Source organism: Pseudomonas putida (assembly GCF_001976065.1).
Taxonomy (GTDB): domain Bacteria; phylum Pseudomonadota; class Gammaproteobacteria; order Pseudomonadales; family Pseudomonadaceae; genus Aquipseudomonas; species Aquipseudomonas serbica.
In genome coordinates this window covers 966,302-988,144 of sequence record NZ_MNAH01000001.1, presented here as the reverse complement: position 1 = coordinate 988,144, position 21,843 = coordinate 966,302, and the positions used below count along the sequence as shown (strand labels likewise).

The window sequence follows — 21,843 nt, the reverse complement described above, 5'->3', positions numbered from 1 at the left end:
AGGTGCGCCAGCGCCTTCGTCAGTCGCAATTCCACCTTCCACCCAGCGGCCTGTCGGCCATTCCGGAGAAACAGCCATGCCAACCCCAACCGATACCGCCGAGTTCCTTGAAGAGCTCAACGGCGGCGCTTTCGCCAGCCAAATCGGCCACGCTCTGTCCGAAGTAGCCTCCGGGGTTGTTGACCACGGCAAGGCCGGCAAGCTGGTGATCACCCTGGACTTCAGCCAGATCGGCGAATCCAGCCAGGTGAAGATCAAGCACAAGCTCGATTACAAAGTGCCGACCAAGCGCGGTACCCGCAGCGAGAACACCAGCCTGGACACGCCGATGCATGTCGGCTCCGGCGGCAAGATCACTCTCTTCGCGGAGAAGCACGTTCAGCTCTTCAGCCGTGAACAAGCCCCTATCACTCCCCGCACCTAACCGCCCGACCATCAAGGAAACGAAAAATGTCTTTAACCAAAGAAGCGATCCAGCTCATCACCGACACCGCGCTCGAAGCGAGTGGAAAAGCGCTGTCCACCCAAACCCCTACCATCGTGCTGCCCGAAGGTTGTCAGGTGGTCACTCTGGAAAAGTGGCAGGCCGGCCGCAGCCGTTTCCGTGGCATCTACTCCACCCATTCGCTGGCTGACTTCAGTACCTACGTTGCCGATCGGTCTGTGGAGAATGCCAAGGGCTTCATCGACCAGGACGAAATGACCTGCACGCTGCTGTTCAACTTGGGTACCGACGCGTTGCCCGGCCACGCCGATGACCGTGCAGTACTTCGACTGAAAGCGTCGGCCGGCTACAAGGCAGCACAGGCAATCGGTGGGCGCGCGATGACGCAGAAAGAGCTGAGTGACTGGATTGAGGACTGGAATCAGTTCCTGTCAGCCACCGATGAAACCGGGCAATCGATGACCATCGCCAAGGCCATTGCCGCGGTGCGGACCATCACCATCAAAGCTGCCTCCGAGTCGGACCACACCGTCGGTGAGACCAGCGCCAGCCGCAGTACGCTCGACCAGATCGAAGCACGCAGCAAAGAAGTCCTGCCGGCGGCCCTGATCTTTTCGACCATCCCTTTCGAAGGCCTGAGCCAGCGCAATATCACGTTACGCGTATCGGTCATCACCAGCGGTTCACAGCCGGTGCTGAAACTGCGCTGGGTTGGCGAAGAGGTGCAGCGCGAAGAGATCGCTCAGGAGTTCAAGTCGGTACTCGATGAGAAGGTTGGATCGGGCGCCAAGCTGACCCTGGGCACGTTTGACCCGAAGTAATTACAGAAGGCGCCACGGCTTCAGCTTCAGTCGTGGCGCTGGAATTTCACCGCAATGCAACCGCTAGCGCCGATCGTGTTGCTGCCACTCTGGCCAGAGTTTGTACACTTGCTCCCACATAGGAAACTCAAGCTGCACGTAGATTCTCGACCAAACGTCTAAGGCGGCGGTGTAAACATCGGTATCCAAATGTTCAACATTACCGTCAACTATTTTGACCCGATAACCGCGTAAGTCGCCCTCTTCAAATCGCACCACATGCGTCGTTACTTCCGGCCGATTATGCGCAAGCGAGACATGCTTCACCGCTGTCCCTATCTGACGACAAAGCGAGACAGCGGGTGACAGCCCTTGGATAGCCTTGGAGAAGTCTCCTATGGCTTTGAATTTCGGAGCTTTCAGGTAATTAGCCAGCTCTTCCCTCATTTTTTCGTCACTGAACTGCCAGATCCAGTCATGCATATGCCAAGCAGTTATAGCGCAGTTCATTGACTTATAAATTCGGCTTGCCGGATTTGTATCGCAGCACGTCAAAGCTTCTGCAATCTCCCAACTGAGCTTTGATAGCCAAGCAACTGGATGCCCGGATTGCATCATTTTCGATAGATCAATTTTCCCATGTGATTGCGTTTTCACTTCGTTTTTCATGCATGGACCTTAGGCTTCAATTTCTCTCACCAATACCCCACTTCAACGAATCACGCCAGCCGGCGAGGATCCTCCATGGAAATTACTTACGGCTCGGTCTGCTCGGGCATCGAGGCCGCGACCATGGCCTGGCACCCACTGGGCATGCGCGCAACCTGGTTCGCCGAGATTGAGGCCTTCCCCAGCGCTGTACTGGCCCTCCACTACCCGGACACTCCGAACCTCGGTGACATGACCAAGCTCGGGGCCCAAGTGCTGGCCGGCAAGATTTCGGCGCCTGACGTGCTGGTCGGCGGCACACCCTGCCAGGCCTTCAGTGTCGCCGGCATGCGCGAAGGCCTTGCTGATCCGCGCGGTGCCCTCACCATCAAATATGTGGAGCTTGCAGATGCAACTGACTATGTTCGCGCCAGCCAACGAAAGCCTCCCTGCATTATCGTCTGGGAAAACGTCCCCGGCGTCCTCAGCGACAAAGGGAACGCCTTCGGATGCTTTCTTGGCGCACTTGCTGGGGAAGACTGCGAACTGCAGCCTTCAGGGAAAAAATGGCCGGACGCTGGTTGTGTGTATGGACCCAAAAGAACAATCGCGTGGCGGGTCCTGGACGCCCAATATTTCGGCCTGGCCCAACGACGCCGTCGTGTGTTCGTTGTCGCAAGTGCTCGAGACGGATTCGATCCCACCGAGGTACTTTTTGAGCGAGAAGGCGTGCGCCGGGATATTGCGCCGCGCCGAGGCGAGGGGCAAGACGTTACCGGAACAGCTCCTTTCGGCCCTGCGCTCCAGTGCGGATGCGGACATGTCTTCGGCGAAGAGCTCGGACCGTACGGCTGCGTGAACTGCGAGGGTGATGAAGGCCCGGCGGTGAGCATGTTCGGCGGGATACCGGCGTTCGGCGGTCACGGCCTGGGCGGCTCAATCGAGAGATCAGCAACCCTCACGGCGAAGGACAGCCGCCTGGACATTGAGAGCGAGACGTTCTTCGTCGCACCAACACTTGCCGGCGGCGCACGCAAGTCAGGTGGGTGCAGCTACGACGATGTGCCCTGCGTTGCGGCGACACTGGACGCGAGTTACGGAAGGTTGCAGGGCTGCTCTGGCCAGGACGCCAACCACGGTCACAGCCACTTAGTGGTGCATGGTACGCAAGACCCTGATATCAACATTAATCTAGCCCACCCGCTCGGCCGCAATAGCGGACAAGAGAATGCCTTGATGGCGTTCACGCAGAATAGCCGTAGCGAGGTTCGCCATATTAGTGGAGACGGCCAGATCGTTGGCGCGCGCGCTGCCGAAGCTGGTGCACAACAACAGAACTACCTGGCCAGCACCTCGATCGTCCGGCGCCTACTCCCCCGAGAGTGTGAGCGCCTCCAGGGTATGCCGGACGACTACACGCTGATCCCGTGGCGCGGCAAGCCCGCCAATGAATGCCCGGACGGCCCGCGCTACAAGGCGATCGGGAACAGTAAGGCCGTGCCGTGCGTTCGCTGGATCGGAAGGCGAATCCTCAAGCAGATCACACCCAGCCCGTACGGATGATTGCGTCGATCAATCGAACCACGGCAGCGAACAGGTTCATCAGGTCAGTTAGTTTTTTCATACGGCAGCGCCTCGGCAAGTAGTGAGCCATTTCACGATGCGCTGACGATAGTGCTCGATCGTCTGCCGCTTTGACCTTCCGTTCCTCTTGGTTTTGTTCCCGCCCCACCCTCCACCGCCCGGGCATGCCCCGGCATAGGACGCCCCATGCCTGGAGTAAAAATTCAGACATTAATTACACATCTGAGAAAAGCCACCCTAGGGCAACTATCCGCAAGACATTGAAATTTATGAGAACTTCATTAAATACTGTACAAACTCATAATTATCCATCAGACCCATAGTCTCCGCATACTTACTAATCAGACCCTCATTCTGGCTTTTACCTGCAACAACCTGGAACAGATAAAATATACTTATTCCTGCACCAAGAGAAAAATCAGAATCAAAATCTGAGTCTTCTTCAGCTCTAATATCACGAGCTCTTCGCAACACACCAGCTCGATTGACTTGCAACATCGACTCCAACTGATCCAAAGTACCAACACCAAACAACTTGAAAACTTCGAACTCTTGAGGAAGAAAGTTTGGAGCCACAATATTAGTTTTTAGTATGTCAGCAATCTCTTGATCCAAAGCTACAACAAGCTGATTGGAAACCGCAAAACTATCCAGTGAAGTCTTGTCTATCGCGATTGTCTCAAGTTCTTTGCCAACGGCATTCTTGACACTTTCAGCATAAATATCAACTTTATTACGGATATCCATGAACTCTTCATCTGCCAGCTCCAGCAATCCCGACAGCCTAGAAAATTTTCGCTTCACCTCATTAGGAACTTCATCACTCGCCTTGTATCCTATATCGTGCTCAATCTCAGCCCACGCATGTTGGAGAATTGAGCGGACTTGAATCTCAACTTTAACACCCTTAAACTTAAAGTACTCAGAAAGATTCAACCTATCATCACTGAGCGCAACTACGTAGTGCAGGGATGTATAACCAAACCTATCCGGCTCCTGAGCCAGCCTCTTATCTATCGAGTTCGCATAATCCACTTCAAACTCATGCTCAATAATCTTTGCCACCCGATCTACATCGCTTGCAAAGTGAGTAATCACACGTACGCCCGCCAAATCTGTTACTGACTTCAAGTCAGCATATTCAGAACCCTTATCAAATTTCTTCTGGGCCTTGACCTCAAGACTTCCGGGCGTTTTACACCGCGAAGAAACTGAATGCACCACCACACACTCAGCCTCAAGAAACCCCTCCACCAACTCTTTGATTTTTTCGGAGAAAGAAACATATGTACCGCGAACAAACTCAAACTCCAGCCTAAGCTCTTTTCCTTGCATAACAATATATCCAGTTCCATTTTCATTAAGCTTCGCATATTACCTAATGAACGTAAATCCATACGATTGCGAAAGAGGAACAAAAAAACCTCTAGATATTCCTGAATTAATAGCTGCGACTCCCTCCCATCGCCTCGATCTGATTTCAGAAATCCAGACCTCAATAGCCATCTATTTCCAACCTCTGTCACTGCGCGCGGCAAGGAGCATCCCATGAAAAAAGAAATGATTAAGATCAGCGAGTTTCAGCGCAGGCGCTGGGGCGAGAACGGCACCCCGCATTGCCCTCAGGCGATCCGCAACCACATCCGCAACGGCCAGGTACCGGGCGAGCAGATCGGCAAACTTTGGTACGTTGACTGGACCGCGTTCAGCAAGTCGGAAGGTAACGACCTGGTCGCAATGGTATTGAAAGGAGTAGCATGATGGTCCCTCGGCCGCGCAATACTGCGAACAAGAACCTCCCGCAGAACCTGTACTTTGATGCGCGGCGCTCGACCTATCGCTACCGTCGGCCTACCGACGGAAAGTGGTTCCAGTTCGGGACCGACCGCATTAAAGCGATCGACGCCGCGAAGCAGTTGAACCTGGAGTTTATGCGCGGCGCTGATTTGGTCGGCGCTGTGCTAAACAACGCCTCAGAAACGTTCGCAGGCTTCCTCGACATCTACGAGCGCGATGTCCTGCCACCCCGCGAGCTGGCCAAGGGCACCCTGGGCTTGTACGCCGTCCACTTCCGGCGCTTTCGGAAACACTTCGAAGGCAAGGCCGTGGACCAGATCACGATCCGCATGATTGCGGAGATGCTAGACACCCTCACCCCGCGCACGGCCAACCAGTGCCGGGCGCTGCTGGTCGACATTTTCAACCATGCCGCAGCCAAAGGACTGTGCCCGGATAACCCGGCCGCCAGCACCATCAATCGCATCGAGAAGAAGCAGCGCAAGCGCCACACCGTGGAGGGCATAAAAGCCATCAGGGACAAAGCGCCGGCCTGGCTGCAGAACGCGATCGACCTCGCCCTCATCACCGCCCAGCGCCGCACCGACATTCTCGATATGCGCTTTGACGGCGTTCGGGAGGGGTTTCTTTACCTGGTGCAGAAGAAGACGGCGAAGGCCAGTGACGCGGCGTGGATCCGCTTTCGAGTGACGCCTGAGTTGCAAGCGGTAATCAGCCGCTGCCGTGATGACACCGCATCACCTTACCTGGTGCACCGGAAGCCTGATCGCCTGAAACAGAAACAAGCGCAGACCAAGGACCACTGGACGAAGGTTGAGGAACGGTATTTGACGCGAGCGTTCAAGGAAGCAAGGGAGGCGGCGAACTGCTACGCGGGTTGGAAGGAAGAAGAGATGCCGGGCTTCCACGAAGTAAGAGCGCTGTCGCTGCACCTGTACAAGAAAGCTGGAAAGGACGGGCAGAAAATTGCAGGCCATGCGAGCGAGGGCATGACCAAAAACTACCAGCGCGACCACGAGGAAGTCATCTGGTCTGAGGCAATTCCGGACCTGAATATCAGCGAAATCACTGGGTAGTTTTGCGCCAGTTTTGCGCGGGTTTTGCGCAGGCACAAAAAAGCCGATCCATCTGATCGGCTTAAGCGCCTGATTTTACTCAGGAAATATGGTCGGGACGGAGTGATTCGAACACTCGACCCCTAGCACCCCATCTCCTTTTTCATACTTCTTGAAAGCTTTCAAAATTTTACTGTGGATTTTTCCAAGCTGGTATTTACTTGAGCTCCAGCGGCGTTCTGCTCTACGAGAGTCCAGCAACGTCCATCAAGAGCCGACGTTTTTGTGGGGGTAAAAGTAGGGGGAAGCCATTTTATGGCCAAAATCACCGTCAACGAACTCGAATCGCTGACCGTTAATGATGCCGGCCGGATACTCAGGGAGGATGGCAATCTCGCCGGTCGAATTTCAGCCCGTAAGGACGGTGTGTCGGTCAGCTTTTTCTCGCTTTCGGTGGGGCGAGTAGAACAAAGAGTACGCCTGCGGCGTCTTGGCCGCGCAAATCCCTGGCGGACATCCGCAAGGCACGTAACCAGACCCGAGCACTTATTGATGAACAGATGAATCCCAACGGTTCGCGGCGCCTTAGAAGCAATCAGTAGGAACGAAGAGTTTATCAATATGATACTCGCAGTGCTGATGGCGCCGGAGTGACTTCGTCTTCGAGTCAGAAGGTGCATGTGACTTAATTCCTCCGCCGGTAAAAGTATCCAAACAATCCCGTTGGGTGATTTCCTCAAAATTACTGCCGTAATTCAACCGTTGACGGCAAGCTCAGGCTGCTTTCACAGAATTTAGTTGTGTTGCGTCGATCGGTTGAATCCACAGCCAAAAACGGACCTTCGGCAGATCAAGCTCGTAGGTTTTCTACTCCCGCATTTCACACTACAGCGGCAGAGGTCGATCCTGCACGACACGCTTCATAACAAGCGTTGAGGTCAATCGTTGAACATTGGGCAATGTCGAAAGGCTCTCATCGTAGAGCTGTTGAAAGGCCGGTAGATCCTGGGTGCGTGAATGTCTCAAGCTGATGCTCTCAGAAGGAGATCCCACCAACGGTGCTGCCAATCCATGAATTGATGGCTTGGAAATGACTCACTGAAGTGAGGCGTCCTTGCTCCGTTGTCACGATTTTATGCGGCCTTTAGCGTTCTGAACCGAATATTCAATGCCTCCACCGCCAGCGAAAAAGCCATGGCAAAGTAGACATACCCCTTAGGCACATGTTGCCCCATGGCGTCCGCGATGAGCACAACTCCCACGACAATCAAGAATGCCAGGGCAAGCATTTTCAAACTTGGATGCTTGTCGATAAACGCACTGATAGCTCCGGCAGCCAGCATCATGATAAGCACAGCGACGACAATGGCGGCTATCATCACCGGTACATGAGAGACCATACCCACAGCAGTGATGACCGAATCGAGGGAAAACACGATATCGATGATCGCGATCTGAATAATCGTGCTCAGAAAGCCTGCGCCCTTCTTACCAAACGCTGACTCGCCCTCCTCGCCTTCTTCCAGCTCCTGAAAGATTTCGCTGCTGCTTTTCCACAATAGAAACAATCCACCGAAGAATAGAATCAAATCACGCCCTGAGATCCCTTGATCGAAGACATGAAAGAGATCAGCCGTCAGGCGCATGATCCAGGTGATGGACAACAGCAAAAGAATGCGGGTGACCATGGCCAACGCCAGGCCAAAGAAACGTGTTTTCGGCTGCATGGCCTTGGGCATTCGGCTGACCAAAATTGAAATCATGATGATGTTGTCGATACCCAGGACGATTTCCAACACCGTCAGGGTAAAAAACGCGATCCAGATTTCCGGATTGAGAAACCATTCCATAACGTCAAAACTCTCGATTGCTCAGAAAAAAAGGCACTGCCAAAGTGGCAATGCCCGCATGCTCAGAAGAGCGAGTCGTGATAAGCCGCATCGCCTCGACGGGGGCGACCAAGCCAATCGTCGGTGCGGCGATGCACTGATGGCACCTGTAATCCAATCAGACGGTAAGAAGTGACTTGCCATCCATCTCTGACGGAATCGGCAAATTCAGCATCCGCAACAAGGTTGGCGCGATATCGCACAGCCGGCCGCTCCTCAGCCCTTTACGATCGTTTTGCTCACTGACCAGAATCAGCGGAACCGGATTCAAGGTGTGGGCCGTGTGTGCCTGACCAGACTCGACGTCGAGCATTTGTTCGACGTTGCCATGGTCGGCCGTAATCAAGCATTCGCCACCTGCGGCGAGCGTCGCCTCAACCACCCGGCGCAGACAGTCATCAAGCACTTCTACGGCCTTTACAGCAGCGTCAAAAGACCCGGTGTGACCCACCATGTCACCATTGGCATAGTTGCAAACGATCAGATCGAATGTGCCGCCGGCGATGGCGTTGACCAGTTTGTCCGTCAACAGGGGGGCGCTCATCTCAGGCTGAAGATCGTAGGAAGCAACGTCAGGTGACGGAATCAGGATTCGCTCCTCCCCCTCAAAAGGCTGCTCTCTACCACCGTTGAAAAAGAACGTCACGTGGGCGTACTTCTCGGTTTCGGCAATGCGCAATTGCGTCTTCCCAAGTCTGGCCAAGTGTTCCCCCAAGCTGTTGTGAATGGCTTTGGGAGGGAATGCATACAGGCAACTCAGCTCTTCGGAATACTGCGTCAATGTGAGCAAGCGATCCTTGGCCACCACAAACGGCCGCTCGAACGCCGTGAAATCCGGTTGGATCAACGCCTGGGTCAACTCTCGCGCCCGATCGGGGCGAAAGTTCATGAAGATCATGGCGTCATCCGCACCGACACTGACGGACTGTCCAATCGTGGTTGGCTTGACGAATTCATCCGACTCCCCACGTTCGTAAGCGGCAGACAAAGCTACGGTCGCCGTTTCAGCCTGATGTTCGGCTTCGCCGCCGACAATCAGTCGGTAGGCCGATTCCACGCGAGCCCAGCGGTTGTCGCGATCCATTGCATAGTAGCGACCGACCAGCGAAACAATGCGCCCGGCGCCCAGTCTCGCAAACGCGTTTTCCAAAGCTTCAAGCGATGCTAAAGCGCTCTTGGGCGGCGTGTCTCGGCCATCGAGAAAGCCATGCACATATACTTTCTCGACACCCTGCTCAACCAGGGAACCACAAGCCGCGATAATCTGATCGATATGACTATGCACGCCGCCGGGAGAAAGGAGGCCCATCACGTGCACTGCACCATCGCGACTCTTTACCCCTTGGAGCAACGACTGTAGTGCCGGATTTTGTGAGAACTCTCCGTCCGCGAGTGCTTTATCAATTCGGGTCAGGCTCTGGTACACCACCCGCCCCGCGCCGAGGTTCATGTGGCCAACCTCGGAGTTCCCCATCTGACCTTCTGGCAGTCCAACAGCAAGACCTGAAGTTTCGATCTCGCTGTGGGAGAAACGCTTGAGCAGCGCATCAAACGTCGGCTTTTTCGCTGCGGCGAATGCATTCGATTCAGTAGCCTGCCTAATACCGACACCATCAAGAATAATCAAAGAGCGCGTAGTCATCGTGCCCCCTAGAAGATGTAGTCAGTGGTCAAGAAGCTCGACTCGCGATTGCGAATGATGTCGCTGACCAGTTCCTTGTTGCTTTCCTGGAACTTGGTGGCGACGAGCGTGCGAATGGAGAACACGCGCAAGGCGTCATGAACGGATAGCGTCCCTTCGGCAGAGTTTTTGCGACCGTTGAATGGAAAGCTGTCTGGGCCGCGCTGGCATTGCGCGTTGATGTTAATACGCCCCACCTGATTGGCAAAGGCATCGACCAAACGACCCACTTGCGCGGAATCCTTGCCGAAGATACTGAGCTGCTGGCCGAAATCGGAATCGAGGACGTATTCGATGACTGTTTCCAGATCGCGGTAAACCACCACTGGTACCACCGGGCCGAACTGCTCCTCGTGGTACACGCGCATGTCAGATGTCACTGGGTACAACAAGGCTGGATAGAAGAATGTTTCGCAGACTTGACCGCCACCAGCATTGACGACTTTGGCGCCTTTGCTGGCAGCATCGGCCACAAGACCGGTGAGGAAAGCAGTCTTACCGGGCTCTGGCAGTGGCGTTAAAGCAACCCCTGCCTCCCAAGGCATGCCCGGTTTCAGCTGGGCAAGCTTCGACTGAAATTTATCGAGGAAGGCATCAACGACGTTTTCATGCACAAAAAGAATTTTCAGCGCCGTGCATCGTTGGCCATTGAAAGACAGTGAACCGGTAACGGCCTCTGAAACGGCGTTATCCAAATCGACATCAGGCAGGACGATGCCTGGGTTTTTCGCATCCAGGCCAAGTGCTGCACGCAGGCGGTGCGGCTTCGGGTGAAGCTTTTTTAGATCACTGGCAGCCTTGTTGGTACCGATGAACGCGAAGACATCGATCTTGCCGCTGGCCATCAAAGCGCTGACAGTTTCTCGGCCACTGCCGTAGATGATGTTGATGACCCCTGCCGGAAAGCTGTCACGGAACGCTTCGAGCAGAGGCCGGATCAGCAAAACACCGAACTTGGCGGGTTTGAACACCACGGTATTGCCCATGATCAAAGCCGGGATCAACGTAGTGAACGTCTCGTTCAGGGGATAGTTGTAAGGCCCCATGCACAGAGTCACACCCAAGGGAACGCGGCGAATCTGCCCCAAGGTGTCTTGCTCAAGCTCGAAACGGCTTGAACGACGATCCAGTTCCTTCAGGGCATTGATGGTGTCGACGATGTAATCACAAGTGCGATCGAATTCTTTCTCCGAGTCCTTCAGATTCTTGCCGATCTCCCACATCAACAACTTCACCACGGCTTCGCGCTGTTCGAGCATACGCTTGAGGAAAGCCTCCACGTGACGGATACGCTCGACCACACGCATCGTGGGCCAGGCGCCTTGACCACGATCATAGGCCTGCACCGCAGAATCCAATGCGGTCATCGCAGTCTGCGCATCAAGAAGCGGTGTACTGCCCAAAATGACTGACTCGTATCCCGACTCTTTCTTCAGGCACACAGGGCTACGGACCGGAGCTATTGGACCGTCCCACAACCGCAACTCACCATTGACGAGATAGTCGCGCTGTTCGATGGCCGGTCCTGGACGGAAAGCGGCGGGGATTTCGTCAGCGCTCGGAAACAGTGCTTCAAGTCGATTGTTCAAAGTCATTTTTATACCTCGGTGCCTGCACCAGGCGCTGCCCGTAAACAGTGAATGGATACGCAGCGCCTACATATTGAAAAGAATTCAGATCGCGATAGATTCGGTCGTTGGGTTAGCCTCAGCTGCCCTGCAAATGGTCGCGAAAGAAATCGCATCCAGAGAAGCTCCGCCGATCAAGCCGCCGTCGATATCGGGTTGATTGAACAGTTGCTTGGCGTTGTCGGCCTTGACACTTCCACCGTACAAAATCCGGCAATCAGCGGCGGCTGCGCAGTCTTCGTCAGCCAACCACTGGCGGATGTGTCGATGCACTGCTTGCGCTTGCTCTGGCGTCGCCGTTTCACCGGTACCAATCGCCCAGACAGGCTCGTAGGCAATGACGCCTTTAACCAGATCCTGAATGCCAACAGCCTTCAGTACCGCGCTCAACTGTGTGGTGACGATCGCTTCAGTTTCGCCGCCCTGACGTTGCGCCAGGGTTTCGCCTACACACAAAACCGGAATGAGCCCAGCGCGAAGCGCAGCAGCAAATTTCTCTGCCACCAGGTCATCATTCTCTGAGTAAAGTGCCCGGCGTTCCGAATGTCCGACCAACACGAAGCGGCAGCCGATGTCGTGGAGCATCGAAGCGCTGACTTCACCGGTATGAGCGCCTGATAGCTGGGAGCTAAGATTCTGAGCACCCAGCGAAACGGCTGAATCATCAAGTAGATCAGCTACGGTCGTCAGGTAAGGAAACGGCGGGCAAATTGCAATTTCAACACCTTCAAAGCGTGAAATCACCGGAAGTACGCTACGCAGCAATAACGCATTGGCAGCGCTACTACCGTTCATTTTCCAATTGCCAATCACCAATTTTTGTTTATTCGAAGCGGTCTGCATGATTCAGGCCTTCCTGTTCAGAAGCGCGGCCGTGTTGTAAGGCGCTCGCTCCTGCAAGGCCTCTTCAATACGCAACAAACGGTTGTATTTACCCACACGATCCGAGCGGCTCAGAGATCCTGTTTTGATCTGTCCCGCGCAAGTGGCGACGGCGAGGTCAGCAATTGTGGTGTCCTCCGTCTCACCCGAACGATGGGAAATGACTGCGGTATAACCGGCATCCTGCGCCATGCGGATGGCGTCCAGCGTTTCGCTGAGTGTTCCGATCTGGTTGAACTTGATCAGGATCGAGTTACCGATCCCTTTCTGAATTCCCTCTCGCAGTATTTTGGTGTTGGTCACGAAGAGGTCGTCACCCACCAATTGCACGTGACCAAGCTTTTTAGTCAGGCCTGCCCAGCCGCCCCAATCGCTTTCGTCCATCCCATCTTCAATAGAAATGATCGGGTATTTGTCGCAGAGCATCGCCAAGTAATCGGCGAAACCTGCCGAGTTGAACGCCTGATCTTCACCTGCGAGTACATATTGCCCACCCTCGTAAAATTCCGAGGCCGCACAATCGAGCGCCAGGGTAATGTCTTTGCCCAGCTCGTAACCCGCTCGGCTCACCGCCTCCTTGATAACTACCAGCGCCTCTTCGTTGGAGGCCAGTGAAGGAGCGAAACCACCCTCATCCCCCACGGCAGTGCTCAGGCCACGTTCCGACAAAACTTTCTTCAAGGAATGGAACACCTCGGCGCCCATGCGAAGCCCTTCGCGGAACGACGATGCTCCGACGGGCTGAATCATGAACTCCTGGATGTCGATGTTGTTATCGGCGTGCTCACCACCGTTGATGATGTTCATCATCGGAACCGGCATGCTGAATTTTCCCGGCGAGCCGTATAGCGCAGCCAAGTGTTCGTACAAGGGAATGTTCTGAACCTTGGCAGCCGCCTTGGCTGTCGCCAGCGAAACGGCAAGAATCGCGTTAGCGCCCAGAATGCTCTTACTCTCGGTGCCATCCAGGGCGATCATGACATTGTCGATTTCGCGCTGATTCAATGCATCCAGTCCGATCAAGCATTCGCGGATCGGGTTGTTTACATTCTCGACCGCCCGCATGACGCCTTTGCCCATGTAGCGCGATGCGTTGTCTCGCAACTCAAGTGCTTCACGTGAACCAGTCGAGGCACCGGAGGGAACGCTGGCGGTAGCAGTAACTCCATTCGCGAGAGTTACCACAGCTTCAACAGTCGGGTTTCCTCGCGAGTCCAGGATTTCCCGAGCACTAACTTGTTGAATTTGGCTGTTCTTGTTAAGCATGTTTTTCCCCCTTCGGATGGTTCGGAGCTAACGTGTCATCGCTCTGCGACTTCAGTAATTCCTGCTGCTCCGCGTACTGCTCACGAAAATCGAAATCTCTTGGCCACGATTCACTTTCAAGGTGAAGTGTCGCAACCTGGTCTGCTGAATTAATCTCACTCATCAGTGCTTCCTCACTCAGCGAATGGCTTCGCCGACACACACGACTCGAAGGGAGTTAGTGCCGCCTTGGGCGTTGGCGTAGTCGCCTTTGGTAATCAGAACGTGATCACCAGACTTCACGACGCCACGTTGGGTCAGTTCCGCAACCGCCTTCTCGTTCACCAACTCTGGGGCGAAATCATCGCTGTCGAATGGAATGGTGGTGACACCTCGAAAAAGCGTGACCCGATTCTGAGTAGCCAGGTTGCGAGAGAATGCAAAAATTGGGAGGTGTGAGCGTATGCGCGACATCAAACGAGGTGTATCGCCGCTTTCCGTCATGCAGATAATGGCTTTGACGCCATGTAGATGATTCGCTGCATACATGGCCGACATGGCGATGGATTCATCGATCTTGTGGAATACCTGATCGACACGATGCTTGGAGCGATGGGACTGAGGGTGCTTTTCGGCGCCGATGATAATCCGGTGCATGGCCTCAACCGTCTCGATCGGATAGGCACCCGCTGCGGTTTCAGCTGAAAGCATCACCGCATCGGTGCCATCGAGCACCGCATTGGCGACGTCGAACACTTCAGCGCGAGTCGGCATCGATTGAGTGATCATCGACTCCATCATCTGCGTCGCAGTGATTACCACGCGATTCAGTGTACGAGCACGGTCGATAATCAGCTTTTGCACGGCAACCAATTCTGCGTCGCCAATCTCAACACCGAGGTCGCCACGAGCGACCATTACACCTTCCGATGCCTCAATGATCGCATCCAGAATACGTTGGTCATTGACGGTTTCTGCGCGCTCAATCTTGGCGATCAGACCTGCCTGCCCTCCGGCTTCATGCAGCAGGCGACGAGCCAGCTCCATATCAGAAGCATCTCGCGGGAACGACACAGCCAAATAATCCACCTGCATTTCTGCGGCAGTCTTGATATCGGCGAAGTCCTTTTCAGTCAGCGCCGATGCAGACAACCCTCCGCCTTTGCGGTTGATCCCTTTGTTGTTCGAAAGCGGCCCGCTGACCAGAACTTCGCAGATCAGTTGCGTGACCTCGACCTTCAAGACCTTAAGCTCAATTCGTCCATCATCGAGCAGCAGTATGTCGTCTGGACGGCTATCAGTAATCAGCGCTTCGTAGTCAATACCGACTCGCTGCTTGTCCCCCGCATTCTTGTCCAGAGAAGCGTCGAGAACGAACTGCTGACCCTTATCGAGGATCACTTTTCCATCTGCAAAACGCGCAATTCGAATTTTCGGCCCTTGCAAATCCGCCAGTACCGCCACGAAGCGACCATGCTTGGCAGCCAACTCACGGACCAATCTGGTACGAGCAATGTGATCCTCAGCCTTGCCGTGGGAAAAATTCAAACGCACGACATCGACGCCCGCTTTCACCAATCCCTCGATGGCTTCGAATGATTCTGTTGCTGGCCCTAATGTGGCCACGATCTTGGTTCTGCGCTGCATGACAGATGCTTCCTCGAACAGGGTTTTGTTATTGAATGCAAAGGAAATCTGGATTCTGCTTATGGCTATTAGCGTGCGAATAACCAATCTGCGCAAAGCAATCTGATTGGCCACCTAACAACCACGGCTCGATTAAATCCTTTAAACCTCAGCGTTTCTGCCTTGTGCATTGATCATTGAGGTGAGCCGACTCGAAAAATCGTCCAAAAAATATTGGCACATTGACACACTAAAATGCAATGCTATTTTAGTCAGCACAAATACACGCATCCGGCCAAGACCCGGATCGCACTACTCTGCCGAAGGGATAATGCTCATGCTGCCAAGACACCTCTCAATCGCCAGTCGAATGGTTCTCGGGTTCTTCATCATTGCCGCGCTGAGCGTTGCTTTAGGGGTATTCGCGTTGCGGCAGATTGACGAGGTTCAGGATCAATCGATCCAAATCAAGGACAACTGGCTCCAGCGAGTCCGTGCGTTGGGTGCAGCTAATGCCGCGCTGAATCGCTATCGGATGGGATCGATGCAGCACATTCTTTCGGTCAGCGAAAAAGACATGCAGTCCTACGAGGACAAAACTGCCGGGCGGTTGCAGCAAGTCCGGCAGCAAATGCAAACCTATGCTCAGTTGCTGCTCAGCGATGAAGACAAGGACCGTTTAAGCGCATTCAATGCCAGCCTGGAGGTGTATGCGAAAAATCACCTCGAATTACTCAAGCTATCTCGGCAAGGCGACAAGCCTGGTGCAAGGGCGTTTTTGATGACCATCAGAGACTCTTACGACCAGATGACCAAAAACTTTGATGACCTGATTGATCGCTCGAACCAAGGGGCAGAAGCCGCGGGTAATCAATCAATCGATGCCTATCAACGTGCTGTCAGAGGAGTGGTGCTGGTCATCATTTTGGTTGGTATCGGCACAATCCTGGTGGCGTGGTTACTGACCCGCAGCATCACTGCACCGCTGGATGAAGCCGTAAGAGCGGCGAGAACAATTGCCGAAGGTGATTTGAGTAAGCCCATCCAACCGACCGGTAATGATGAAGCCACTCGCCTGCTCGAATCCCTGGCGACGATGCAGAACAACCTGATCAAAACCCTGAGTCAAATCTCTGGTTCGTCGAAGCAACTGACCTCCGCTACCGCTCAACTAAATACGGTTACAGAGGCGTCAGGCCATGACATTCACCAGCAACATGCGGAGATCGAACAGGCAGCCACGGCTGTCAATGAGATGACAGCTGCCATTGAGGAGGTGGCGCGCAATGCTCTGTCTACTTCAGAGTTATCGCTGGCTTCCCGGGACATTGCTCTTCGTGGTCAACAGCGCATGGTGGAAACCCTCGGTGCAATCGAAACACTCACCCGAGACGTGCAACTCAGTTCAAAACAAGTGGAAGGTCTGGCGGATCAAGCACAAGGCATCGGCAAGGTTCTGGACGTGATTCGCACGATAGCTGAGCAAACCAATTTGTTGGCTTTGAATGCGGCCATTGAAGCTGCGCGGGCGGGTGATGCGGGGCGAGGCTTTGCTGTGGTCGCCGATGAAGTCCGCGCGCTAGCTCACCGTACCGCGCAGTCCACACGAGAAATTGAAGACATGATCAGCGGGATTCAGAACGGCACGGATACTGCCGTGTCGACCATGCTCAGCAGCAGTGAAAACACCCGCCTCACACTCTCCCTAGCCCAGTCCACCCAAAGCGCATTGGCAGAAATCGTGGCCGCCAACGACGACATCAATCAAAGAAACTTGATGATCACCACGGCGACTGAGGAACAAGCCCATGTGGCACGCTCGGTCGACCAGAACCTGCTCAACATCCGAGACCTATCTATTCAATCAGCGACAGGCTCGCAGCAAACTACCAGTGCGTCTCAATCTCTTGGTTTGCTGGCCATTGAGCTGAATTCGATGGTTCAACACTTCAAGATGTAGCAATATCGACAATGCAATTTTTTGCATAATGGCACGTTAAAAAGTAGTCACGCGCGACAAAATCTGATCGAATTGAGGTATGCCTCAATTGATCTCATATTCCGGTTCAACTGGTTTGTATTGCCGCCACCCCATTTCGTAAGTGATCACAGATATGGCCTCAAGCGCCCTCGTTCAACGAATCGCTGCCGAGATCCGGCAGAAAATCCAGACCGGTGAGCTATCACTGGGCGCTCACTTGAGCGCACAAAAAGTCGCCGACGAATTCAATGTCTCTCGCTCTCCGGCGCGCGAAGCATTGGTATTGCTCTCGGAACAAACTGTGCTTGAGCAGTTGCCCAATCGCGGGTTCTTCGTACTGGAATCAGCGCAGGATCCTTCGCAGATTCAAGACGAGGTACTTCCTCTTGAAGAGCCGGATGAATACTACCGACTCTCGGAAGACTGGTTGAACAACGCAATCCCGAGCGAAGTGACGGAGCAGTTTCTGCGCACTCGCTATGACCTGACCAAAGCCCAGGTCATCGACATCCTGAATCGCGCCGCCAAAGTCGGGTGGGCTGAACCGAAACCGGGTTACGGCTGGCGTTTTCTCGATGTGGCGAAGACACCGGAAACCCTCGAACAAATCTACAAGGTGCGCTCGCTGATCGAGCCCGCGGCACTGCTGGAGCCGACTTACCTGCACGACTTGGCCAAGCTCCAACGTCTTAAAAAAGAGCAGCAGGACATGCTCAATGGAGGCATCGATAACCTGCCGGCAGATGTCCTTCTAAAAAATGGTATTCGCTTCCACGAAGAGTTCATCAAGCTCTCTGGCAACCCGCTTTATCACATGATTCTGGTCCAGATGAACAACATGCGCCGGCTCATCGAGTACCGCTCGATGATCGACCGCAAGCGTCTCTACAAACAATGCGCCGAACACATTCGGATGATCGAGTTGGTGGAACAGGGCAATAACCTGGAAGCCGCGCATTTGATGAAGCAGCACTTGAGCGGCTCTTTTGCTCACAAATCGCCGATCCTGAAACTGCGATCAGAATCTGCCGAATCCACCCCTTCACTTTCTGGCCTCAGCACTGGCCTCGCATCACTTTTCCAGGAGAGCACAAGTTGAGCACCGAAGAACAACTACGCGAAGAAATTTGCATCGTCGGGAAAAGCCTCTATGAACGCGGTTACACCGTGGGCAGCGCAGGCAACATTAGCGCACGCCTGGAAGATGGCTGGTTGATCACCCCCACCGACGCCTGCTTGGGAAGATTGAAGCCAGAAGAGATCGCAAAAGTCAGCAAGGACGGCACTTGGGTCTCGGGCAGCAAACCGTCGAAGACCCTGGAATTACATCGCCAGGTGTACGACCGCAACCCTGAAGTCAATGGCGTGGTTCACACTCATTCGACCTCGCTCGTAGCTTTAACGCTCGCCGGGGTCTGGGCCAAGGACGACATCCTTCCACCATTGACCCCTTACCAAATCATGAAGGTTGGCCATATCCCATTGATCGCTTACCAGCGTCCCGGCTCTCCCGACGTGGCAGCGCAAGTGGCGCAATTGGCGAACAACGTACGAGGCGTCATGCTTGAGCGCTTGGGTCCTGTTGTTTGGGAAAGCTCTGTCTCGAAAGCGAGCTTTGCGCTGGAAGAACTTGAGGAAACGGCCAAGCTCTGGATGATGAGCAATCCTAAGCCTGCGCCGCTGGGCGAAGACGCTATTGAAGATCTACGACAGGTCTTCTCGGTTAAGTGGTAACCCTGCTGAGGGCCAAGACCAGGCGTTCGATTGAGCCACCAATAGCTAGTCGTTCGCCTTGCTACTCATAATCCCCAATCAGCTCGCCACTGAAGCAGCTAGAGAGGTGAACTCGTTCAAGTCCGATTCAACCACTTACATCGTTGTCACAACTTCCCTTCGCTTCCTCCAAGCAGAGGAGTAATAGGCATCTCAACACTAGTTTTGGGGCGTTTTTCCGTCTATTCGAGGTGATCGGCTGTGGATTCAACGTGTTGATAGAACACCCTGCTACCCTTTCCTCTCCACGGAGGAACACAACGCCAAACTCAGACCTGCTGCCTTCCCTGCTGTACAAGATCAACGAAAATCAGCTCGCCTTAGAAGCCGCTATATGGAGCTTACAAACTGGGTAGAGAAACGCGGCGCCTCAGAAATTGCAGAAAACGTTCATGGCGCTCTCGCTGCGATAGACCGTAACGAAGAATTCATCAAAATGACACTAGCAGTGATGATGACGCCGGAATGACTGCTATCGCCTGCGTGTTCAAACATTCGGGACATGCAGCAAACGGCCAATAGCAGTCACTCCTAAGAGGTCAGATTCTTTTCTCTGCGCATCTGAGTGACCAACGTAAACCTGTCTTGAGGGTGGGTGGTTTCCGACACCACCATAACAGCCCCCTCCTCATCACGGTACTGGCGAAGAATGTTCAGCCCCGGTGAACCGGCCTCTGCGTTGAGGCTTTTGGAAATCTCGGGCGACAGCAGTACCGCACGGACTTGCTGATCCACCACATCGATGTGTCGACCAAAGTGCTGCTCAATCAAAGCAGCAATCAACTCGTCAGGATGCTGCTCGGCCAGCTCGATAACATCTGAATAAATGTCCTGGGCATAAACGTCAGTCCAGCAGAGCGGCGCTCGCAGGTTCTCTTGATCAACACGGATGCTGGAAACGCAAAAGTAATGCTCGCCGGGCTCCAACCCCAATCGCTTGGCCAGCGCGATGTCAGCAACGAAGTGCTGCACGTTCTGAATGCTGCGCACTTGAGTTTCGGCCAGATGAACCAGATCGGATACCGAGGCCAGCGACTGCGAATAGCCGCCCTTGGGTGTGGCGGACTCGACTCGCGTGCCCACCCGTTTGCGCCGTGATACCAGCCCCTGATTCTGCAACTGAGTGATGGCGGCACGTACCGTATGTCGGCTCACGTCATACAACTCGCACAGCTCGAATTCTGTTGGCAGCAACGACCCGACCGGGAATCGTCCGCTGGAAATCCCCTCCATCAAGTCCTTTGCAACGACCGCATAGCGCGTCTGGTTCATACCTTTCATCAGTCCCGAGCGTTTACCGAGTTGACAGTGTATCAGTGAGCACGTAAGAATTATGTACGGACATATTGAATATGTCCGATCAATAACAAACATATCAGGATTACCTCATGTCCAGCACTGTCTTCGACTCCGCCCTCTTTCGCGACATGTTCGGCACCGCCGAGATGCGTGGTGTGTTTTCCGACAAAGCCCTGATCGAACGCTATATCGAAGTGGAAGTGGCGCTGGCCCGCGCCGAAGCCCGCTGTGGCGTAATCCCGAGCGAGGCTGCCGAACAAATCGCCGAACTCGCTACCTATGCCTCTCTCGATCTGGCGCTGATGCAGCACGAAACCGAAATCGTCGGTTACCCGATCCTGCCGCTGGTTGAACAGCTGTCGAAAATTTGTGGCGAAGCCGGACGCTACGTTCACTGGGGGGCTACTACTCAGGACATCATGGACACTGCTGTTGTGCTGCAAGTCCGCGCTGCGCTGGCTCTGGTCGAGCGCGATATCCAGGCGGTACGTGGCTTGCTCGCCGATTTGGCCAAGCGCTATCGCGACACCCCTATGGCGGGTCGTACTCACCTGCAACATGCCCTGCCAATCACCTTTGGCTACAAATGTGCGGTGTGGCTGAGCATGTTCGACCGTCACGCCGAGCGCCTGGTGGAATTGCGCCCTCGAGTCGAGATCGGTCAGTTCGCCGGCGCGGCAGGCACCTTGGCGTCATTAGGCGACAAAGGCCTGGAAGTCCAGGAGGCCCTGATGGCTGAATTGGGCCTGGGCGTGCCACAAGCGACTTGGCACGTTGCTCGGGACGGCCTGGCTGAAACCCTGAATTTCCTCGGCCTGGTCACTGGCTCCCTCGGCAAAGTCGCCCTGGATGTGATGATGATGATGACCAGCGAGCTGGGCGAAGTGTACGAACCCTTCGTCAAAGGTCGTGGCGCAAGCAGCACCATGCCGCAGAAGCGCAACCCGATTTCCTGCGAATTGATGTACGCCGCTGCCAAAGGCGTCCGCCAGCACGCCGGTCTGATGCTCGATGCAATGATTCAGGACTTCGAGCGTTCTACCGGCCCTTGGCAGGCCGAATGGATCGCCATTCCTGAAGCCTTCGCCTTGAGCGCCGCCTCTCTTGGCCAAGCGAAATTCATGCTCGCCGGTTTGGAAGTCCGCACTGAGCGCATGCGCAAAAACCTCGACATGACGCAAGGCCTGATCGTGGCTGAGGCAGTGATGATGGGCCTGGCCCCAGCGCTAGGTCGCCAGGTGGCACATGACGTGGTGTATGCCGCCTGCCGCATGGCGAACGATGAAGGCACCAGTCTGCTCGATGCCTTGCTTGCTCAGGGCGAAGCCACCGCGCAACTGGACATCGAGGAACTCAAGCGCCTGACCGACCCATCTAACTATTTGGGTCTTGCCCCCCAAATGGTGGATATCGCCCTGGCTCGTGAAGGCAGCGTCAAACGCTGATTGTTCCGGGGCTCGCACGATCGAGCCCCTTCTGCCTACCGCTCGCATATAACAACAACGAGACC

Annotated in this window: 19 protein-coding genes and 4 pseudogenes; 12 read left to right on the top strand and 11 right to left on the bottom strand. The window is 54.5% G+C overall.

Annotated features, from left to right (window positions below; genetic code table 11):
* Nucleotides 1–76: 76 nt before the first annotated feature.
* The gene (locus tag BKX96_RS04535) at nucleotides 77–424 is read left to right on the top strand and encodes a YfdP family phage-associated protein (protein ID WP_077182848.1); all 348 of its coding nucleotides are present in this window, start codon (nucleotides 77–79) and stop codon (nucleotides 422–424) included.
* 26 nt (nucleotides 425–450) lie between these two features.
* Nucleotides 451–1,266 (top strand): YfdQ family protein, encoded by an 816-nt coding sequence (locus BKX96_RS04530; protein WP_077182847.1) that lies wholly within the window; start codon nucleotides 451–453, stop codon nucleotides 1,264–1,266.
* Between the two features lie 63 nt (nucleotides 1,267–1,329).
* On the opposite strand, the gene BKX96_RS04525 is transcribed toward BKX96_RS04530, so the two are convergent.
* The gene (locus tag BKX96_RS04525) at nucleotides 1,330–1,914 is read right to left on the bottom strand and encodes a hypothetical protein (RefSeq protein ID WP_143512382.1); all 585 of its coding nucleotides are present in this window, start codon (nucleotides 1,912–1,914) and stop codon (nucleotides 1,330–1,332) included.
* 75 nt (nucleotides 1,915–1,989) lie between these two features.
* On the opposite strand from BKX96_RS04525, the gene BKX96_RS04520 reads away from it, so the two are divergent.
* Nucleotides 1,990–3,456 carry a DNA cytosine methyltransferase gene (locus BKX96_RS04520; RefSeq protein ID WP_077182845.1) on the top strand — a complete coding sequence of 489 codons (1,467 nt, stop codon included), beginning with the start codon at nucleotides 1,990–1,992 and terminating at the stop codon, nucleotides 3,454–3,456.
* Between the two features lie 288 nt (nucleotides 3,457–3,744).
* Here BKX96_RS04520 and BKX96_RS04515 read toward each other — a convergent pair whose 3' ends face one another.
* On the bottom strand, nucleotides 3,745–4,812 hold the full coding sequence (locus BKX96_RS04515) for a GTP pyrophosphokinase (RefSeq protein WP_077182844.1): 1,068 nt from the start codon (nucleotides 4,810–4,812) through the stop codon (nucleotides 3,745–3,747).
* Nucleotides 4,813–5,025: 213 nt separating this feature from the next.
* On the opposite strand from BKX96_RS04515, the gene BKX96_RS04510 reads away from it, so the two are divergent.
* The 3 genes and pseudogenes from BKX96_RS04510 to BKX96_RS04500 form a co-directional block, all read left to right on the top strand.
* Nucleotides 5,026–5,238, top strand: a complete 213-nt coding sequence (locus tag BKX96_RS04510; RefSeq protein WP_077182843.1) for a hypothetical protein — start codon at nucleotides 5,026–5,028, stop codon at nucleotides 5,236–5,238.
* The gene (locus BKX96_RS04505) at nucleotides 5,238–6,350 is read left to right on the top strand and encodes a phage integrase Arm DNA-binding domain-containing protein (RefSeq protein WP_077182842.1); all 1,113 of its coding nucleotides are present in this window, start codon (nucleotides 5,238–5,240) and stop codon (nucleotides 6,348–6,350) included. The genes BKX96_RS04510 and BKX96_RS04505 overlap by 1 nt, the downstream gene beginning before the upstream one ends.
* Nucleotides 6,351–6,644: 294 nt before the next feature.
* Nucleotides 6,645–6,928, top strand: a pseudogene (locus BKX96_RS04500) (integrase arm-type DNA-binding domain-containing protein); the annotation flags it as partial.
* A 286-nt stretch (nucleotides 6,929–7,214) separates the two neighbouring features.
* Here BKX96_RS04500 and BKX96_RS04495 read toward each other — a convergent pair.
* From BKX96_RS04495 to pyk, 8 genes and pseudogenes are all read right to left on the bottom strand, one after another.
* Nucleotides 7,215–7,394, bottom strand: a pseudogene (locus BKX96_RS04495) (Lrp/AsnC ligand binding domain-containing protein); the annotation flags it as partial.
* Between the two features lie 68 nt (nucleotides 7,395–7,462).
* Nucleotides 7,463–8,179: a TerC family protein gene (locus BKX96_RS04490; RefSeq protein WP_077182840.1), complete on the bottom strand. Its 717-nt coding sequence runs from the start codon at nucleotides 8,177–8,179 to the stop codon at nucleotides 7,463–7,465.
* A 157-nt stretch (nucleotides 8,180–8,336) separates the two neighbouring features.
* The gene (gene gpmI / locus BKX96_RS04485; RefSeq protein WP_077182839.1) at nucleotides 8,337–9,860 is read right to left on the bottom strand and encodes a 2,3-bisphosphoglycerate-independent phosphoglycerate mutase; all 1,524 of its coding nucleotides are present in this window, start codon (nucleotides 9,858–9,860) and stop codon (nucleotides 8,337–8,339) included.
* An 8-nt stretch (nucleotides 9,861–9,868) separates the two neighbouring features.
* Complete coding sequence (locus BKX96_RS04480; protein WP_077182838.1) at nucleotides 9,869–11,494, bottom strand: NADP-dependent glyceraldehyde-3-phosphate dehydrogenase; 1,626 nt, start codon at nucleotides 11,492–11,494, stop codon at nucleotides 9,869–9,871.
* A gap of 78 nt (nucleotides 11,495–11,572) precedes the next feature.
* A complete protein-coding gene (gene tpiA, locus BKX96_RS04475) occupies nucleotides 11,573–12,370 on the bottom strand; it encodes a triose-phosphate isomerase (protein WP_077182837.1) in 798 nt (265 codons plus the stop codon).
* A 3-nt stretch (nucleotides 12,371–12,373) separates the two neighbouring features.
* Nucleotides 12,374–13,675 (bottom strand): phosphopyruvate hydratase, encoded by a 1,302-nt coding sequence (eno, locus tag BKX96_RS04470; RefSeq protein WP_077182836.1) that lies wholly within the window; start codon nucleotides 13,673–13,675, stop codon nucleotides 12,374–12,376.
* The gene (locus BKX96_RS32770) at nucleotides 13,668–13,838 is read right to left on the bottom strand and encodes a hypothetical protein (protein WP_179092122.1); all 171 of its coding nucleotides are present in this window, start codon (nucleotides 13,836–13,838) and stop codon (nucleotides 13,668–13,670) included. Before BKX96_RS32770 ends, eno begins: the two co-directional genes overlap by 8 nt.
* 14 nt (nucleotides 13,839–13,852) lie before the next feature.
* Nucleotides 13,853–15,301, bottom strand: coding sequence for a pyruvate kinase (pyk, locus tag BKX96_RS04465; protein ID WP_077182835.1), 1,449 nt, complete (start codon nucleotides 15,299–15,301; stop codon nucleotides 13,853–13,855).
* Nucleotides 15,302–15,611: 310 nt separating this feature from the next.
* Here pyk and BKX96_RS33475 point away from each other — a divergent pair.
* The 5 genes and pseudogenes from BKX96_RS33475 to BKX96_RS32985 all read left to right on the top strand — a co-directional run.
* Nucleotides 15,612–16,379, top strand: a pseudogene (locus BKX96_RS33475) (MCP four helix bundle domain-containing protein); the annotation flags it as partial.
* On the top strand, nucleotides 16,377–17,240 hold the full coding sequence (locus tag BKX96_RS33470) for a methyl-accepting chemotaxis protein (protein ID WP_410454520.1): 864 nt from the start codon (nucleotides 16,377–16,379) through the stop codon (nucleotides 17,238–17,240). The pseudogene BKX96_RS33475 and the gene BKX96_RS33470, both read left to right, overlap by 3 nt.
* 154 nt (nucleotides 17,241–17,394) lie before the next feature.
* Nucleotides 17,395–18,360, top strand: coding sequence for a GntR family transcriptional regulator (locus BKX96_RS04455; protein ID WP_077182833.1), 966 nt, complete (start codon nucleotides 17,395–17,397; stop codon nucleotides 18,358–18,360).
* Nucleotides 18,357–18,995 (top strand): 3-oxo-tetronate 4-phosphate decarboxylase, encoded by a 639-nt coding sequence (gene otnC, locus BKX96_RS04450; protein ID WP_077182832.1) that lies wholly within the window; start codon nucleotides 18,357–18,359, stop codon nucleotides 18,993–18,995. Before BKX96_RS04455 ends, otnC begins: the two co-directional genes overlap by 4 nt.
* A 314-nt stretch (nucleotides 18,996–19,309) precedes the next feature.
* Nucleotides 19,310–19,503, top strand: a pseudogene (locus BKX96_RS32985) (hypothetical protein).
* A gap of 62 nt (nucleotides 19,504–19,565) precedes the next feature.
* Here the strand turns inward: BKX96_RS32985 and BKX96_RS04440 are convergent.
* Entirely contained in the window at nucleotides 19,566–20,306 is a 741-nt protein-coding gene (locus BKX96_RS04440) for a GntR family transcriptional regulator (protein WP_077182831.1), read from the bottom strand.
* 116 nt (nucleotides 20,307–20,422) lie between these two features.
* On the opposite strand from BKX96_RS04440, the gene BKX96_RS04435 reads away from it, so the two are divergent.
* Nucleotides 20,423–21,778 carry a class-II fumarase/aspartase family protein gene (locus tag BKX96_RS04435; protein ID WP_077182830.1) on the top strand — a complete coding sequence of 452 codons (1,356 nt, stop codon included), beginning with the start codon at nucleotides 20,423–20,425 and terminating at the stop codon, nucleotides 21,776–21,778.
* Nucleotides 21,779–21,843 lie beyond the last annotated feature (65 nt).